Origin of the sequence: uncultured Stenotrophomonas sp., from assembly GCF_913778665.1 — a bacterium.
Taxonomy (GTDB): domain Bacteria; phylum Pseudomonadota; class Gammaproteobacteria; order Xanthomonadales; family Xanthomonadaceae; genus Stenotrophomonas.
Window position 1 is genome coordinate 507,554 of record NZ_CAJYVQ010000002.1, and the last position, 16,956, is coordinate 524,509.

Genomic DNA, 16,956 nt, shown 5'->3' on the forward strand with positions numbered 1-16,956 from the left:
GCGCCTGTACATGTTGCCGGTGCGTGATGCAGCCGCGGCTCCCGCCGCCGCATGCAGAAACGGCCCGGGTCTCCCCGGGCCGTTCTGTTTCCATCTCACACCCGACCGATCACTCGATCGGCTGGTCCAGCATCAGCTGGCGGGCGAAGCGCACCGGCGGTGCGCCGTAGGACAGCACCTGGTCGTGGTAGGCCTTCAGGTTGAACTTGTCGCCCAGCTTTTCCTGCACCGCCTTGCGGGTGTCGAAGTGTTCCTGCGCGCCGACGAAATAGGTCGGCAGCTGCGCCGACGTCAGCTGTGCACGCACCCACTTGCCGGCCGCCTCGCTTTCCTGCTGGAACGCATCGTGGGTCATCAGGTGCATCGCCTTTTCGCGATCCCAGTTGTCCACGTGCACCCCCTGGTCGAGGATCGCGTTGGAGATCGTGCGCAGGTAGAACTTCAGCTGCACCAGGTGGAACAGCGGGTCGTTGTTGAGGTAACCCTGCTCCTGCATCATGCGCTCGGTGTAGACCGCCCAGCCTTCGGCGAACAGGCCTGAACGCAGCACCGCACGCAGGGTGGAGGGGAACTTGGCCGAATGCCAGCCTTCCAGGTAGTGGCCCGGGGTACCTTCGTGGATGCTGAGCAGGTGGATCATGCGCGAGTTGTACTCACGCAGGAACGAGTCGACCTGCTTGTCGTTCCAGTCGTCCGGAATCGGCGACACGGCGTAGAAGGTCTTCAGGTTCTTGTCCAGCGGGCCCGGCGAATCGCAGTAGGCCACGGCCACGCCACGCTGGAATTCCGGCATCAGGATGATGTCCACCGGCGCGTCCGGCAGGGTCACCAGGTCGTGCTCGCGCACGAACGCGGTGGACTGCTCCAGCGCGGCCTTGGCATCGTCGACCACCTTGTCGCGTGCCGGCTTGTCGGCGTAGGCCAGTTCCAGCGCGGCCTCGATCGCCTTCTGCTGCTGCTCGTCGGTCGGCTGGGCCGGCATCTCCGGCGCACCCGGCTTGTCCTTCAGCACGGTCTGCGCGATGCCGTACATGTCTTCGCGCACGCGCTTGAGTTCGGCGCGCGCACGCTCACCGATTTCCTGGCGCGACAGCGATGAGCTCAGCGCGAACTTCAGCTTCTGGTCGTACTTTTCCGCACCAATGCGGAAGTCGCCCTTGGCGTTCGGCACCAGGGTCTTGTCCAGCCAGGTCTGCTGCTCGTCCACCGCCTTCTTCAGCCCATCGATGGCGGCCTGCAGGCGCTGCTGGTCGGCCTGCGGCAATTCGCCGATGTGCGGGGTGATGAAGGTATCGACGATGCTGAGGATGCCCTTGTTCTGCTTGGCCACGGTCTCGGCATGGATCTTCGGCACGCGCGCCGGGTCCAGGTTCTCGCGGGCCTGGGCGAAGATCGCGGGCAGCTTTTCCATGCGCGCGGTGGCCGACTTCAGGCGCTCCGGCAGTGGGGCGAATTCGCGTGCCATCAGGCCGTAGATCGCGCTGCCGGCAATGCCGTTGTACAGCTGCGGGTCCCACTTGCCGGACTGCAGCACTTCGGCGTTCCAGATTTCCGACTGCAGCTGGTTGCGCAGGATCGCCGCGTCCACTTGGTTCTCGCGGCCCAGCTTGGCCACGTCGATCTTGTCCAGCTCGCCCAGCAGAGCCTTGTAGGCGGCCACGGTCTTCTGCTGGCCGGTGGCGCTCAGGTCGTCCAGCTCGCTGTCGTAGCGGTGGTCGCCGATCTGGGTGGCGCTGACCGGTGACAGCTGCATCCAGGTATCCAGGGCGCGCTTGGACAGGTCGGCGAAGGCGGCATCGGCTGCCGCGTCACCGGCCTGCTGGTTGGCGGCCGGGGTGGAAGCGTTGGTCGGGGCGTCGGCCGGCTGGCAACCGGCCAGCGCGGCCACCAGGGCGAGGGCAAGGAGATGCGGGCGCATCGGCGTTCCTGTACAGGGTCAAACCCCGAGCATAGGGCCGCGGCGCTGCTTTGTCCCCGTGCCATAGGATTACCATGGTCGCCGACAAGGACCCTCCATCGGAGTGCAGGACATGCAATACCAGGGAAGCTGCCATTGCGGCAGGATCGCATTCACCGTGGAAGCACAGGCGCCGATCAGCGATGTGATCGATTGCAACTGCTCGATGTGCCGGCGCCGTGGCAGCCTGCTGTGGTTCGCCCCGCGCGAGGCGTTCCAGTTGACCACCGATCCGGCGGACGTGGCCACCTATCACTTCAACAAGGCCCATATCGACCACCATCACTGCCGCGAGTGCGGCATCGCCCCCTACAGCGAGGCGGTCGATCCACGCAGCGGCACGCCGATGGTGGCGGTGAACGTGCGCTGCGTGCCGCAGGTGGACCTGGCGGGCCTGGCGGTGACGTCGTACGACGGAGCCGCACTGTGAGGCCGGTGTGCGCGTGGACGCGCGGGGTGGCGATGCCGGTGCTGCTGCTGGCGTTGGCGGCGTGCGGAAAGCATGGCGACATGGCGGCCGATGCCGGAGGTGGTGCCGAAGCCGCGGTCGCTTCGCCGGAAGGTGCGTTCCTGGCCTACGAGCATGACGTGCAGATACAGCTGGACGCTGCGCAGATCGCACCGCGCATCCAGCAGGTGGCGCAGGCCTGCCAAAGCGCGAAGTTCGGGGATTGTGCGGTGCTGCAGGTTGATCAGCGCAGTGGCGAGCAGCCCAGCGGCGAGGTCAAGGTCCGCATTGCACCGAAGGGCACCGAGCCGCTGATCACGATGGCGGGTGAAGGCGGCAAGCTGCAATCGCGCAGCACGCGCGCCGAAGACCTCGCACAGCAGGTGGCCGATACCGCGCTGACCAAGGCACGGCTGGAGAAGGAGCATGCGCGGCTGTTGTCCTACCAGGATCGCAAGGATCTGAAGATCGAAGACCTGATGGCGATCACCACGCGCCTGTCGGAGATCGAGGCGGGTGTCGAACAGGCCAACAAGGATTCCGCGCAGCAGCGCCGTCGCATCGATACCCAGCTGGTGACGCTGCACTTCGGCACCACCTCGGGCCAGCGCAGCCGCAGCGAGATCGGCCAGGCGCTGAGCGAGTCGGGCAGCATTCTCAGCACCAGCGTGGCGTTCCTGATCCGTGCGGCGGCGGCCTTGCTGCCGGTGGCGGTACTGGCGTTGATTGCAGGATGGGGCGTGCGTGCCTGGTGGCGTCGCCGCCGTCGCAAGGCGTGATCGAACGATGCGCGCGCCGGTCGTGGACCGGCGCTGCCGGAATCTGCAGAACGTAGCGCCGGGCCATGCCCGGCGGATGCTCATCCTTCGTCGGTTTCGTACTCGATGAAGACATCCAGTTCCAGCGCCAGCTCCTGCACCGCGTCACGCACTTTCTGCGCGGTGCTCTCGTTGCCGACTTCCACTTCCAGTTCGTGGATGCCCGGGCCGATGTCATCAGACAGCCCGGCCGAACTGGAATCATCGTCATCCATGTGCGGCATCAGGTCGTCGGTTTCCTCGACATGCTCGATGCCCTCAAGGCCAAGCAGCAGATCGCTGATGGCGCGGGCGTCGTCTTCGGTTCCGGTGATGCGCAGTCGCAGCAGGCTCATGTCAGGGGCACGTGGGAGGGTTCGCCTGCAGCCTAGCCAGCGCGAAGCAAAGAGCGGGTGAGGGCGCAGTCAGCCGCGCGTGGCCGGGCGCCCCAGCAGGCTGTCCGGCAGCGCGGGGATGGGCGTGCGCTCGTCCTGCGCCTGCTCCAGCAACCAGTCGATGAACAGGCGCGCCGCACGACTCGGCGGCTGCCCTTCGGCATGCACCACGTAATAGGCATAGCGGGCCTTCAGCGCCGGGCCGGGCAGGCGCACCACTTCATAGCGTTGCAGATAGGGCTGGGCGACGTGGGTGCGTGCCAGCACCGCGCCCATGCCGTACACCGCCGCGCGCATCGCATCGGTGCTGTCGGCAAAGGTATGCATCGGTGGCAGTGGCGAGGGCGGGCGCACGCCGGCATGGCGGAACCAGTCGCGCCAGCCCTGTGGCGACAGGTCGGTCAGCAGTGGCAGCTCGGCGATCCGCGCCGGGTCGTCCAGGGTCTCGACGCCGGCCAGCGCGGGTGAGGCCACCGGGAACAGATAGTCGTCCATCAGATGCTGCGCGCGCAGGCCGGGCCATTGGCCCAGTCCGTAGCGGATGCCGACCTCCGGGCCGTTGTCGTCGTAGCGATCCAGCCCGCTGCCGGTATGCAGTTCGATGCGGATGTGCGGATGCGCCTGGGTGAAGCGCGGCAGGCGTGGCAACAGCCAGCAGTAGGACAGCGAGCGCAGCGTGGTGAGCCGCAGTGGCACGCTGTCGGCATCCGGGTGCAGGTGGTGGGCGACTGCGGCGACGTCGGTGAATGCCGCGCTGGCGGCGTCTGCCAACTGCCGGCCTTCAGCGGTCAGGCGCACGCCGCGGGCGTGGCGCAGGAACAGCCGGGTCTCCAGCACCTCCTCCAGGCGACGCACATGGTGGCTGACCGCGCTGGCGGTCAGGTGCAGTTCCTGCGCCGCCTGGGCGAAGTTCTGGTGGCGGGCCGCGACTGCGAACACGGCCAGCGCGGGGAGCAGGGAAGGGCGTAGCTGCATGTCCAGCCTCAAACCAGATTTGTGGCTGGCAGCGATACTACGCGCTTGTGCGGCGGGTGTCTGCGCCCGATCCTGTCTGCCTTGGCGAGCAATTGACGATGGACGGAGGCAAAGCATGAATGCGGTCCCACAGGCGGCCGAGCGCGATTGGCGCACACCGCTGGAGTTGACCCTGCTGGGCGCCATCTGGGGCTGCTCGTTCCTGTTCATGCGCGTGGCGGTGCCGTCGTTCGGCCCGTTCGCGCTGGTCGAGGTGCGGCTGGTGCTGGGCGCGCTGGTGCTGCTGCCGTTCCTGTGGCGCGCCCGCGCGCAGTTCCCGCCGCGTCGCTGGCTGTGGCTGGCGCCGATTGGCCTGATCAACTCGGCGCTGCCGTTCGTGCTGTTCGCCTATGCCGCCGAACAGGCACCGGCCGCGATCGGTGCGATCTGCAATGCCATGACGGTGCTGTTCGCCGCGCTGATCGCCTTTCTGTTCTTCGGCGAGAAGATCGGCATGCGCCGCGCCGGTGCCTTGCTGGTCGGCTTCGCTGGCGTGGTGGTGCTGGCCACGGCCAAGGTTTCCGGCTTGAGCATCGGCGCTGCGGTGATCGCCGGCGCTGCGGCGTCGCTGCTGTACGGGCTGGGCGTGAACCTGGTGAAGCGCCACATGACCGGCCTGCCATCGGCAGCGGCTGCGGCGGCGACGTTGTCGTGTGCTTCGCTGTGGATGCTGCCGATGGCGGTGAGCCACTGGCCGCATGCCGCCATTCCGCTGAAGGCCTGGGGCGCGGCGATTGCGCTGGGCGTGGCCTGTACCGGCCTGGCCTTCCTGATGTTCTACCGCCTGATCGGTCGCATCGGACCATCGCGCGCATCGACGGTGACCTACCTGATTCCGCTGTTCGGCGCGGCGTTTGCGTGGATGTTCCTGGGCGAGGCGGTGACGGTGCAGATGCTGATTGCCGGTGCGTTGATTCTGGGTAGCGTGGCGGTGAGTCAGAAGGGCTGAGGCGTTGGCGTTTTGCGCGTGGCGCGTGCTGAAGGTGCTTCATTGTTCATGGGCGTTACTTTTCTTTGTACGCAAAGAAAAGTAACCAAAAGAAACGCGCCGCCGGCCGCGAGCCGGCGCTGCGCACCGGTACCCTGCGCTCCTCGGCCCGTCGAGGGACGGCGCGGGAACTCGCTGCGCTCAAACACCCGCGCCTCTTCGCCCTCGCCGGACCTGCGGTGCTCGGCTCGCTCAAGGCGGACCCAGATCAAAGGCTACAGCTGCACGACGATATTGGGTAGCGCCGGGCCAGGCCCGGCGAGCGAAGCGACCGCTTCTGCCCTTGATCTTGAATCCGCCTTGAGCAAGCCGAGCATCGCAGGGGAATCAGGGGCGAAGAGGTGCCGATGTCTGAGCGCAGCGAGTTCGGCACCGTCCCCTGATTCACCGAGAAGCGCAGGGAACCGACGTGCGAAGCGCGGCGGCTCGCGACCTGGCGGCGCGTTTCTTTTGGTTACTTTTCTTTTCGCGCGAAAAGAAAAGTGACGCCCATGAACAATGAAGCACCTTCAGCACGCGCCACGTGCAGGAAGCCAGGCTCCTACCGCACCGGCACCGGCACATTGCAGAGATCGATATGCCCCGCCGGGCGCTTGTAGAAGTCATCCACGCGATTGCGTCGCGCCTCCACCGTCTCGGCGAAGGTCTTCGAATCGGTGCGCAGCACCTGGATCGGTGTGCGCTCGGCCACCGGCACATCGCTGGCGCGGCGGATCGACACGATCGGCGTGCGCAGCTTCGGGTCGGTGTAGAAGCCCATCGGCGCCGGCCCACGCGGGATCGCGCTGAGCAGCTCCATGCCCTTCAGCACGCGGCCGACCAGGGTGATGTTGCGGTCCAGCTGGCGCGGTGACTGGCCGGTCACTACGTACAGTTCAGCACCGATGCTGCTGTCTTCCTCGTTGCTGCGGCCGGCACCGAGCATCCCGTAGCAGTGCGCCAGCCAGGCCTTGCCGGCCTGCGGGTCCTGGCCGACCGGGAAGCCGTCGACGAAACCGGTCTGTGCCGCCCAGCCGTCACGGTCCGGCAGCACGCTCACCTTCAGGCCGGCGCTGGCGCGTTCGAACTCGGCCGGCAGCTTGCGCGCGGCGCTGCCGAACGGCCTGGCCTTGGCCGCGTCATCGGCGTCAGCGTCGCCGAACTGCACCACGAAGTTGTCCTGTGAGCGGTAGATGCTGGTGCCATCCCAGAAGTGCTCATGGGCGAAGGTCTGGATGTTGGCGACATGGCGCGGAGCGAACTGCGGTGCCAGCTCGATGATCACCCGCCCGGCCGGCAGGTCCATATACAGCAGGTTGGCCGGGTCCGGAGTGCGCCAGTCGCTGGCCGCCGAGGCGTCGAGGATCTGCTGCGGGCTGCGGTACGGGGCGGCCGCGCTGGCCAGCGAGGGCAGCAGGCAGGCCAGGGCGAGGGCGGTCAGGGCAAGGCGACGGCGGTGCGGCATGGGATCCCCGGAACATGAACGAGGGTTCGATTCTGCGCGAGCGCACCGGTCTCGCCAACCGGCAGGATGACTAACGACACATTCGCTATGGCGAACTTCGCACTACTGTGGACTTCAACGTAGTGGAGGGCCGGTCATGGTCGAAGACGATGTCCAGCTGAAAAAGTTCCAGAAGGAGCTGAGCGCCGGAACGGTGTCGCTGGCCCTGCTGGCGGTGCTGGCCCGGGCCGGCGAGCCGCTGTACGGCTACCTCATTGCCAAGGAGCTGGAGCGGGTGGGCGAGGGCGTGCTGAGCGGCAAGCAGAGCGCGCTGTACCCGGTGCTGCGCAACCTGGAAGGCGCCGGGCTGCTGGAAAGCCATGTCGAGCCATCCAGCAGCGGGCCACCGCGGCGCTACTACCGCATCAATGATCGTGGCCTTCAGGTGCTGGCGCAGTGGCGCCAGGCCTGGCAGGCCACCCGCGATTCCGTCGATTCCGTGTTGGAGGGGGTACCGCAATGAACGACCCGAGCCTGGCAGGCGTTGCCCTGCCGAACACCATTCCACAGTACCTGGCGCAGCTGCGGGCGGCGCTGGAAGGCGCCGACCCGGCGATGGTGCAGGATGCGCTCTACGACGCCGAGGAGTACCTGCGTTCGGAGCTGGCTGCGCAGCCCGGCCGCAGCGAGGCCGAGGTGATCGCTGACGTGGCCGGCAGCTACGGTGCGCCGGACGAAGTGGCCGAGATCTACCGCGAGACCGAAGTGACGGTGAACCGCGCGCTGCGTACGCCGCGTGCGGATACCGCGCCGGTGCTGCGTGCGGCGGCGGAAGCCAGTGGCGTCGAGCCGGCCGCACCGCCGCCGGCGCCTGTGCAACGTTCGCTGCTGGCGCGCTTCTTTGGCGTGGTGGCCGATCCGCATACCTACGGCGCGCTGTTCTACATGCTGCTGTCGCTGGCTACCGGCATCTTCTTCTTCACCTGGGTGGTGACCGGCCTGTCATTGTCGTTGGGCCTGCTGATCCTGATCGTCGGCATTCCGCTGACCGTGCTGTTCTTCGGCTCGGTGCGCGGGCTGGCGCTGCTGGAAGGGCGGCTGGTGGAAGCGCTGCTGGGCGAGCGCATGCCGCGCCGTCCGCGCTACACCGACCGCAGCCGCAGCTGGCTGCAGCGCATCGGCGACATGTTCACCGATGGCCGCACCTGGCTGACGCTGCTGTACTTCGTGCTGATGCTGCCGCTGGGCGTGGTCTACTTCACCATCGCGGTGACGCTGCTGTCGCTGTCGCTGGGCCTGATCTGGGCGCCGGTGGCGGCGATCTTCAGTGGCGAGATTCCGGGCGTGTACGTCGATGGCGTGAATGTACTGCCGATGGCTGCATCGCCGCTGGTGGCGATCGCGGTCGCCGCGGTGGGCGTGCTGCTGTTGCTGTTGACGATGCATCTGGCGCGCGGCATCGGCAAGCTGCACGGGTTGATCGCCAAGCACCTGCTGGTGCGACTGTAGGCGGTAGGGGGGATCCGGTCGAACTGGGTCAGAGCCCTTTCCGTTGGAAAGGGATCCGACCCGGGCTTCCGGGCAGAGCGGGGACTACCCCGCCTTGCGCCGCAACGGGGTGACGTTGCTCTTTTTCTTCGTTGCCTTCGCCGCTGGGGCTTCGGCATGCGCGGCGAAGAAGTCGCGCACCTTCGGGTACACCACCTCGCGCCAGCGGCGGCCGCTGAAGATGCCGTAATGGCCGGCACCTGCGACGATGAAATGCTCGCGGCGGTCAGCAGCAATGCCGGTGCACAGCGCCTGCGCAGCTTCGGTCTGGCCGAGGCCGGCGATGTCGTCCAGCTCGCCTTCAATGCTCAGCAGGGCGGTGTCACGGATCGCCGACGGATCGACCTTTTCGCCATTGACCACCCACTCGCCACGCGGCAGCAGGAAGTCCTGGAACACCACGCGGATGGTATCCAGGTAGTACTTGGCCGGCATGTCCAGCACCGCGTTGTACTCGTCATAGAAACGACGGTGCGCGTCGGCGTCTTCCAGGTCGCCCTTGACCAGGTCAGTGTAGAAATCCCAGTGCGAGCTGAAATGACGGCTGGGGTTCATCGACAGGAAGCCGGCGTGCTGCAGGAAACCGGGATACACGCGGCGGCCGGCGCCGGGATAGCTCGGCGGCACGGTGTGGATGACGTTGTTCTCGAACCACGACAGCGGGTTCTGCGTGGCCAGGTTGTTCACTGCGGTCGGGCTGCAGCGCGCATCGATCGGGCCACCCATCATCACCAGCGTGCGCGGCGTCGGTTCGCCTCGGCTGGCCATCAGCGAAACCGCGGCCAGCACCGGCACGGTCGGCTGGCACACGCTGACCACGTGCAGGCGCTCGACGCCGAGGTGGCGGATGAATTCCTGGATGTAGGCGATGTAGTCGTCCAGGCCGAACTCGCCTTCGCTGGCCGGCACCATGCGCGCATCCACCCAGTCGGTGACGTACACGCGGTGGTCGCGCAGCAGGGTGCGCACAGTATCGCGCAGCAGGGTGGCGTGGTGGCCGGACAGCGGCGCCACCACCAGCACGAACGGCTGGTTGAGCATCGTGTGCAGCTGGTCGGCTTCATTGCTGTGGCGCTTGAAGCGCAGCAGCTTGCAGAACGGCTTGCTCACTTCTTCGTGCACGACGATCGGCACGCGCTCGCCATCGACCTCGATTTCGTTGATGCCCCATTCGGGCTTCTCGTAATCCTTGCCGATGCGATGGAACAATTCGTTGACCGCGGCCAGCCGATCGGCACCCGGCATCTGCGACCACCAGTGGCCCGGGTTGGCGAAGAATTTGGCGTTGGCCTGGGCCTGGTGCACCCAAGGGGCGAGCAGGTTGCGGGTCAGTTCGTGCAGTTGATAGAGCATGACGACCGAATATGTATGGTCATATGTTGCCGCGCAGCATATCCCATCCGGGTGTCCCGCAGGTTAAGTTGGCTGAAAATAATGAATCCGGATTCACACCCGTTCCAGCGCCGCCGCGTCTCCGGCCAGGGCGGGGCCGAGCCAGCAGTGCGACCCCACCGGCTGCAGGCCATGCCGTGCCAGCAGCCGGCGGTAGCTGCGCGCCGGGCGGGCCTGGAAGCCCTCGTGGTCGCCGTCGAACTCGTCCTCGGCGGCAAAGGTTTCCAGGAAGGCCACACCGCCGGTCAGCTCGGCCACACCGGCCAGGCCGGCACGCAGCTCCCGATCGGGCACGTAGTGCATCACGTCCGAACACACCAGCAGATCGACCGGGGCGCAGGGCCGCAGCCAGGCGAAATCGCCGAAGCCGGCCAGGTGCAGGTTGCGGGTGCGCCCGTAGCGGCGCACAGCGTACTCGCTGCTGTCGAAGCCGAGGTATTCGACCTTCGGACGCAGCTTCAGCAGCGGAGCGCGCCAGGCGCCTTCGCCGCAGCCGATGTCCAGCACGCTGCGGATCGGTCGTTCCAGGTAGTACTCGGCGCTGGCCACGGCCAGGGCCACCTTGCGCGCCAGGCGGGCGCTGCCGCCGATGTCGGCGCGGCGGTACCAGCGCTGGAAGTAGGCGGCGTCGTAGGTCTTGTCCATGCAGGCGTCGTGCGGTCGGGAAAACGGCGCCTATCGTACGGCGTCGCGGCGCGCCATGCGTCGATCCGTCGCGGCGGCGTCGCGCGGAGGGGATCGGCCATGGCATGCGAGAATGGCCGCCCATCTACGCCAGCCGCCGGAGCGAGCGCATGCAGAGCTACTACTGGGTGAAGACCTTCCACATCGTGTTCGTGGTGGCGTGGATGGCCACGGTGTTCTATCTGCCGCGCATCCTGGTGAACCTGGCCGAGACGGCGGGGCAACCGGCAGTGACCGAGCGCCTGCAGCTGATGGGCCTGCGCCTGTACCGCTTCGGCCATTCGATGTTCGGCCTGGCCTTCCTGCTGGGCCTGGCGCTGTGGCTGGGCTACAAGATCATTCCCGATTTCCCGACCATGGTCGCGCCGGGCGGCGCCGGTTGGCTGCACGCCAAGCTGGGGCTGGTGGTGGCCCTGCTGGCGTACTTCATCTGGATCGGGCAGCTGCTGAAGGGCGTGGCCAAGGGCCGCGCGCTGCCGTCGTCGCGCGCACTGCGCTGGATCAACGAGATCCCACTGCTGGCGTTCATTCCGATCGTGTGGCTGGTGCTGGCCAAGCCGTTCTAAGGCCCTGGATCCACGCCCTGCGTGGACATGCCGCGTCCATCCACGCCATGCGTGGATGGGCCCTTGCAGAGTCGAGCATGGCCCGACTCTACAGACAGGCAACGTGGCCGATCAGGCCGCTTCGTAGGTGCCGTAGCTGCGCAGGCGCGCGTAGCGCTGTTCCAGCAGCTGTTCGGTGGACAGCTTTTCCAGCGCGTCCAGTTCGTTCAGCAGCACCGCCTTCAGGCGCTTGGCCATCTGCGTCGGGTTGCGGTGGGCGCCGCCGGTCGGCTCGCGCACGACCTTGTCGACCAGGCCCAGGCTCTTCAGGCGTGGAGCGGTCAGGCCCAGCTGCTCGGCAGCATCCTTGGCCTTGCCGGCGTCCTTCCACAGGATAGACGCGCAGCCTTCCGGGGTGATGGTCGAGTACACCGCGTATTCCAGCATCACGGTGCGGTCGCCCACGCCCAGCGCCAGCGCGCCGCCGGAGCCGCCTTCACCGATCACGGTGCAGATGATCGGCACCTTCAGTTCGGCCATCTCGATCAGGTTGCGCGCGATCGCTTCGGACTGGCCTCGCGATTCGGCGTCGATGCCCGGCCAGGCGCCGGCGGTGTCGATCAGGGTCAGCACCGGCAGGCCGAAGCGCTCGGCCAACTTCATCAGGCGAAGGGCCTTGCGGTAGCCCTCCGGCTTGGGCATGCCGAAGTTGCGCTTGATCTTTTCCTTGGTGTCGCGACCCTTCTGGTGGCCGATCACCATCACCGAGCGGCCATTGATGCGGGCCAGGCCGCCCATGATGGCCTTGTCGTCGGCGAAGGCGCGATCACCGGCCAGCTCCTGGAACTCATCGCAGATGATGCGCAGGTAGTCGGCGGTGTACGGGCGCGACGGGTGGCGGGCCAGCTGCAGCACCTGCCACGAGGTCAGGTTGCGGAAGATCTGCGCGGTGCGCATGCGCAGCTTGTCCTGCAGCGCGTGCACTTCCGCCTCGACATTGACCGCCGGCCCGGCGCTGGCGTTGCGCAGTTCCTGGATCTTGGCTTCCAGGTCGGCGATGGGTTGCTCGAAGTCGAGGTAGTTCGGATTCATCGGAAGCCGTCGTGTAAAGAAGGGGGGAATTCTAGCCGAATGCGTGCAAAGCACCCGTACGCCGTCGTCTGGAGGGCGACGGTAGCGCAGCCGGGCAGGGCGCGCCAGTCAGCTCAGGGCACCACCAGCGCGCTGCGGCCCATCAGCTGGCCGCGCTGGGACACGAAGTCGTTGTAGGCCTCGTTGGCCTCCCGGCCCTGGTCGGCGCCGAGGGTGGCGGTGGCCGAGGTGAACGCCATCTGCGCGGCGAAGTCCTGCTTGCGCAGGGCCTTCTGTTCATCGGCGGTGGTCGCCTTCAGCCAGCGCGCATAGACCTCGCGCAGCGGCGCAGCATGAGCCTCGAAGGCCGGCACCAGCGCCGGCAGGCTGGCCGGGGCGGGTTCCAGGCGGTAGGCCGGGGCCACGTAGCCGGCCGGCTGTTCACGCTTGAATGCGCCCGGCGCGCCCATGCCGTCTTCAACGTAGGCGATGAAGTCCGGCGCGGTGAACACCTTGGCCACGATCTGGCCACCGCTGGAATCGACGTGGGCCACCACCTTTTCCTTCGGAAACGGTTCGCGCACGCCGTAGGTCCATGTCTTGTCGATGAACAGCGCGTGGCTCTTCTCGAACGGGCCCTCGAAGTTGACCCCTCCCAGCTCGATTCCGGTGTTGCCGACGCCGAAGTTCTTCAGCTTGCTCTCGTCGGTGACGTAGATCTCGCGGGCAATCACGTATTCGCTCAGGGTCGGGTTGATCAGGCCGCCGCGGCCATCGACGTAGACGATGAAGCGTACGTCGCCGAGTCTGTCGGTGTGCAGGCGATGCTCGCCGACCGCCAGCGAGACCGGACGCGAGCCCTGTGCGGCCACTGGCAGCTCCTTGCCATCAATGCTCAGCGCCAGCGGCGTGTCGGTCGGGTTGTCGATCTGGAAGTCGATCTTCGACGGCGAGCAGGCAGCCAGCGCCAGCGCGGCGGCGAACGGGAGCAGCAGGGTCTTCATCGGCGATCGTCCTTGATATCTGGAACGGGAGAACAGGGGGGGCAGCAAAACCGGAGCGCCCGCCTCAGCTGGCCCATGGTGGGCTGTAGCGCACCTTCAGCGTGCGCACGGCCGGGTCGGCGCGCAGCGCCTCCAGCAGCTTGGAGTCAATGCGTACTGCGCTCTGCCCGGAGACATCGAGCATGCCGGCGACGCCACCCTGCGGGCCCTTCAGCAGCAGGTCGAGGCGCAGCGGTGTGCGGCCCGGGCGATGGCGGTCGAGCAGGGCATTGACGCGCTCCCAGACCGGGCGCTGCTGGCGCAGGTCCAGCCGCAGCGACAGCCGCGTGGCGTAGTTGGCGCAGACCTCATCGAAGTCCCAGCACTGGCGGATGCGCAGCGCGTAGCCGCCGTTGAACTCGTCTTCGCGCAGGCCGCCCTTGACCACCAGGATGCGGTCCTTGGTCATCAGGTGGCCGAACTCGGCCATCGCGTCGGAGAACGCGCTGCACTCGACGCGGCCGCGGCCATCTTCCAGCTGGATGAAGATCTGGCTCTCGCCCTTGCGGCGCACGCCGACCACCTGGCCGGCCAGCACGGTCTGCACTTCCGGGCGCCAGCGCTTCTCGCCGCCACCGCCGCCCCCGCTGTTGGCGCTCCAGATCTTCTCCACCGCGCCCAGATCGTTGCCGACCAGGTCGCGCACATCGTCGCGCCACGGATCGAACGGGTGGCCGCTGAGGTAGAAGCCCAGCGTGTCCCGCTCGCCGTTCAGGCGCTGCAGCAAGGGCCATTCCTCGGCCTGGGGCAGGTCCAGCTGGATCGTGGTCGCGCTCGGGTCGGGACCACCGAACAGCGAGTTCTGCCCCGAAGCGCGCTCGCGTGCCATCTGGTCGGTGGCCTTGATGACTTCCGGCAGCTGCAGCATCAGCGAGGCGCGGTTGTGGCCGAGTTCGTCCAGCGCACCGCAGTTGATCATCGCTTCCAGCGTGCGCCGGTTGAGCTTGGCCGAGCCGACGCGGGTGCAGAAGTCGAGCAGGTCCTTGAACTCGCCGCCCTTCAGGCGCTCGTCCACCACCGCTTCGCAGGCACCCTGGCCGACACCCTTGATCGCGCCCAGGCCGTACTGGATCGTGTCCGGGGTGACCGCTTCGAACATGAAGGCCGACTGGTTCACCTTCGGCGGCAGCACGGTCAGGCCGAGGTTGCGCACCTCGTCGAGGAAGCCGACCACCTTGTCGGTGTTGTCCAGGTCGGAGGACAGCGTCGCGGCCATGAACTCGGCCGGGTAGTGGCGCTTGAGCCATGCGGTCTGGTAGCTGACCAGCGCGTATGCAGCGGCGTGCGACTTGTTGAAGCCGTAGCCGGCGAATTTCTCCATCAGGTCGAAGATGGCGTCGGCCTTGGCCTCGTCCACGCCGTCCTTGGCCGCACCTTCGCGGAAGATCTCGCGGTGCTTGGCCATTTCGGCCGGCACCTTCTTGCCCATTGCACGGCGCAGCAGGTCGGCGCCGCCCAGCGAGTAGCCGCCGACGATCTGCGCCATCTGCATGACCTGCTCCTGGTACACCATGATGCCGTAGGTGTCCTTCAGGATCGCTTCGGTGCGCGGATCGGGATAGATGATTTCTTCCTGGCCGTGCTTACGCGCATTGAAGGAGGGAATCAGGTCCATCGGGCCGGGGCGGTACAGCGACACCAGCGCGATCAGGTCTTCGAAGCGGTCGGGGCGCGCGTCCTTCAGCAGGCGGCGCATGCCCGAGGATTCGAACTGGAACACCGCGCCGGTGTTGCCGTTGGCGAAGATGTCCTTGTAGGTAGCCGTGTCGTCGAGCGGAATCGCGGCGATGTCCACCGGCGGGATGCCAGCGCGCTCATGGCGCTTGTTGATCGCCTTCACCGCCCAGTCGATGATGGTCAGCGTGCGCAGGCCGAGGAAGTCGAACTTCACCAGGCCCACTTCTTCCACGTCGTTCTTGTCGAACTGGGTGACCGGGTTCTTGCCGAGGCCGTTCTCGTCATGTTCGGCGTACAGCGGGCAGAACTCGCTCAGCGGCTCGGGGCCGATCACCACGCCACCGGCGTGCTTGCCGGCGTTGCGGGTCAGGTCTTCCAGCTGCAGCGCCAGGTCGATCAGGTCGCGGACATCGTCCTCGGTCTCGTAGCGCTGGATCAGTTCCGGCGAGGCCATTTCCGAGCTGGGGCCTTCCTTGCCCTTGCCCAGTGCATCCTTCAGGTGGATGCCGAGGATGTTCGGGATCAGCTTGGAAACGCCGTCGACCAGGCCGTACGGGAAACCGAGCACGCGGCCGGAGTCGCGCACCACCGCCTTGGCGGCCATGGTGCCGTAGGTGATGATCTGGCTGACGCGCTCGCGCCCGTACTTGCGCGCGACGTAGTCGATCACCTCGTCGCGGCGGTCCATGCAGAAGTCGATGTCGAAGTCGGGCATCGACACGCGTTCCGGGTTGAGGAAGCGCTCGAACAGCAGGTTGTACGGCAGCGGGTCCAGATCGGTGATCTTCAGCGCCCACGCCACCAGCGAACCGGCACCCGAACCACGGCCTGGGCCGATCGGGATGCCCTGGTTCTTGCCCCACTGGATGAAGTCGGCCACGATCAGGAAGTAGCCGGGGAAACCCATCTTGATGATGGTGTTGAGCTCGAATTCCAGGCGCTCGAAGTAGTCTTCGCGGGTCTTGCCCGGCGCCAGCGGATTTTTCTCCAGGCGCTCTTCCAGGCCGTCGCGCGACATCTTCTGGATCCAGGTGTCCAGGGTCTCGTCGTCGGGCACCGGGTAGTTGGGCAGGAAGTAGGTGCCCAGCCGCATCTCGATGTTGCAGCGCTCGGCCAGCGCCAGCGTGTTGTCGATCGCATCGGGGATGTCGGCGAACAGCGCGCACATCTCCTCGGCCGACTTCAGGTACTGCTGGTCGCTGTATTCGCGCGGCCGCTTGGGATCATCCAGCACGCGGCCGGTGGAAATGCATACGCGCGCTTCGTGCGCGCTGAAATCCGACGGCGACAGGAAGCGCACGTCATTGCTGGCCACCACCGGCAGGCCACGCTGGCCGGCCGCCATCAGCGCGAACTGGTTGAACGTTTCCTCGCCCTCGCGGCCGGTACGGGTCAGTTCCAGGTGCAGGCCATCGCCGAACACACGCTGCCAGTCGGCCAGCTGCTGCTCGGCCAGCTCATGCTTGCCGTCCAGTGCCAGGCGCCCGGCCAGGCTCTGCCGCCCGGCCAGCGCGAACAGGTTGGCGTTGCCTGCCTTCAGCCAGTCCGGATGAACCGCCACGCCGCCTTCCGGGCGATGCCCTTCCATCCACGCGCGGGTCAGCAGCCGTGACAGGCTCAGGTAGCCCTCGCGGTCGCGGCACAGCAGGGTCATCCGCCACGGGTCCTGGCCTTCCTCGGCGATCAGCACGTCGGCGCCGGCGATCGGCTTGATGCCCACGCCTTCGGCGGCCTTGTAGAACTTGACCAGGGCGAACAGGTTGTTGAGGTCGGTCACTGCCAGTGCGGGCAGGCCGAGTTCGACCGAGCGCGACAGCAGGTTGGCCTGCTTGGCTTTCTTCGGGTCGGCCTGATCGGGTTTGGCCGGCACACGGATGGTCGAGTCCGCCAGCGAGAACTCGGTGTGGACGTGGAGATGTACGAAGCGGGAGTTGGACATGCCGGACCAGGTTGGAGCGCGCGGGCCCCGGGTGC

General features: G+C 67.0%; 15 protein-coding genes. 6 read left to right on the plus strand and 9 right to left on the minus strand.

Annotated elements, in window-relative coordinates:
• Positions 1 to 109: 109 nt before the first annotated feature.
• A complete protein-coding gene (locus QZ853_RS03200; RefSeq protein WP_295570676.1) occupies positions 110 to 1,918 on the minus strand; it encodes a DUF885 domain-containing protein in 1,809 nt (602 codons plus the stop codon).
• Positions 1,919 to 2,030: 112 nt separating this feature from the next.
• Here QZ853_RS03200 and QZ853_RS03205 point away from each other — a divergent pair, with 112 nt between their 5' ends.
• Both QZ853_RS03205 and QZ853_RS03210 read left to right on the plus strand, forming a co-directional pair.
• Complete coding sequence (locus tag QZ853_RS03205) at positions 2,031 to 2,387, plus strand: GFA family protein (RefSeq protein ID WP_295570678.1); 357 nt, start codon at positions 2,031 to 2,033, stop codon at positions 2,385 to 2,387.
• Positions 2,388 to 2,419: 32 nt separating this feature from the next.
• A complete protein-coding gene (locus tag QZ853_RS03210) occupies positions 2,420 to 3,184 on the plus strand; it encodes a DUF4349 domain-containing protein (protein ID WP_295571130.1) in 765 nt (254 codons plus the stop codon).
• Positions 3,185 to 3,264: 80 nt separating this feature from the next.
• Here the strand turns inward: QZ853_RS03210 and QZ853_RS03215 are convergent, their stop codons facing one another.
• Both QZ853_RS03215 and QZ853_RS03220 read right to left on the minus strand, forming a co-directional pair.
• Complete coding sequence (locus QZ853_RS03215) at positions 3,265 to 3,558, minus strand: hypothetical protein (protein WP_106550374.1); 294 nt, start codon at positions 3,556 to 3,558, stop codon at positions 3,265 to 3,267.
• 69 nt (positions 3,559 to 3,627) lie between these two features.
• Complete coding sequence (locus QZ853_RS03220; protein ID WP_295570680.1) at positions 3,628 to 4,572, minus strand: LysR substrate-binding domain-containing protein; 945 nt, start codon at positions 4,570 to 4,572, stop codon at positions 3,628 to 3,630.
• 115 nt (positions 4,573 to 4,687) lie between these two features.
• Between QZ853_RS03220 and QZ853_RS03225 the strand changes: the two genes are divergently transcribed.
• Positions 4,688 to 5,560, plus strand: a complete 873-nt coding sequence (locus tag QZ853_RS03225) for a DMT family transporter (protein ID WP_295570682.1) — start codon at positions 4,688 to 4,690, stop codon at positions 5,558 to 5,560.
• A gap of 580 nt (positions 5,561 to 6,140) precedes the next feature.
• On the opposite strand, the gene QZ853_RS03230 is transcribed toward QZ853_RS03225, so the two are convergent.
• Complete coding sequence (locus QZ853_RS03230) at positions 6,141 to 7,043, minus strand: peptidylprolyl isomerase (RefSeq protein WP_295570683.1); 903 nt, start codon at positions 7,041 to 7,043, stop codon at positions 6,141 to 6,143.
• Between the two features lie 136 nt (positions 7,044 to 7,179).
• On the opposite strand from QZ853_RS03230, the gene QZ853_RS03235 reads away from it, so the two are divergent.
• Together QZ853_RS03235 and QZ853_RS03240 are read left to right on the plus strand one after the other, a co-directional pair.
• The gene (locus QZ853_RS03235; protein ID WP_295570685.1) at positions 7,180 to 7,545 is read left to right on the plus strand and encodes a PadR family transcriptional regulator; all 366 of its coding nucleotides are present in this window, start codon (positions 7,180 to 7,182) and stop codon (positions 7,543 to 7,545) included.
• Positions 7,542 to 8,531, plus strand: a complete 990-nt coding sequence (locus QZ853_RS03240) for a sensor domain-containing protein (RefSeq protein ID WP_295570686.1) — start codon at positions 7,542 to 7,544, stop codon at positions 8,529 to 8,531. The genes QZ853_RS03235 and QZ853_RS03240 overlap by 4 nt, the downstream gene beginning before the upstream one ends.
• Positions 8,532 to 8,615: 84 nt before the next feature.
• Here QZ853_RS03240 and phaZ read toward each other — a convergent pair whose 3' ends face one another.
• Positions 8,616 to 9,923, minus strand: coding sequence for a polyhydroxyalkanoate depolymerase (gene phaZ / locus QZ853_RS03245; RefSeq protein WP_295570688.1), 1,308 nt, complete (start codon positions 9,921 to 9,923; stop codon positions 8,616 to 8,618).
• Positions 9,924 to 10,016: 93 nt separating this feature from the next.
• On the minus strand, positions 10,017 to 10,607 hold the full coding sequence (locus QZ853_RS03250) for a class I SAM-dependent methyltransferase (protein ID WP_295570690.1): 591 nt from the start codon (positions 10,605 to 10,607) through the stop codon (positions 10,017 to 10,019).
• 149 nt (positions 10,608 to 10,756) lie between these two features.
• On the opposite strand from QZ853_RS03250, the gene QZ853_RS03255 reads away from it, so the two are divergent.
• Positions 10,757 to 11,212 (plus strand): CopD family protein, encoded by a 456-nt coding sequence (locus QZ853_RS03255; RefSeq protein ID WP_295570691.1) that lies wholly within the window; start codon positions 10,757 to 10,759, stop codon positions 11,210 to 11,212.
• Between the two features lie 111 nt (positions 11,213 to 11,323).
• Here the strand turns inward: QZ853_RS03255 and QZ853_RS03260 are convergent, their stop codons facing one another.
• From QZ853_RS03260 to dnaE, 3 genes are all read right to left on the minus strand, one after another.
• Positions 11,324 to 12,283 (minus strand): acetyl-CoA carboxylase carboxyltransferase subunit alpha, encoded by a 960-nt coding sequence (locus QZ853_RS03260; protein ID WP_295570692.1) that lies wholly within the window; start codon positions 12,281 to 12,283, stop codon positions 11,324 to 11,326.
• A gap of 113 nt (positions 12,284 to 12,396) precedes the next feature.
• Positions 12,397 to 13,266 (minus strand): hypothetical protein, encoded by an 870-nt coding sequence (locus QZ853_RS03265; RefSeq protein WP_295570694.1) that lies wholly within the window; start codon positions 13,264 to 13,266, stop codon positions 12,397 to 12,399.
• Positions 13,267 to 13,330: 64 nt separating this feature from the next.
• The gene (gene dnaE, locus QZ853_RS03270; protein WP_295570696.1) at positions 13,331 to 16,921 is read right to left on the minus strand and encodes a DNA polymerase III subunit alpha; all 3,591 of its coding nucleotides are present in this window, start codon (positions 16,919 to 16,921) and stop codon (positions 13,331 to 13,333) included.
• Between the last annotated feature and the right edge of the window lie 35 nt (positions 16,922 to 16,956).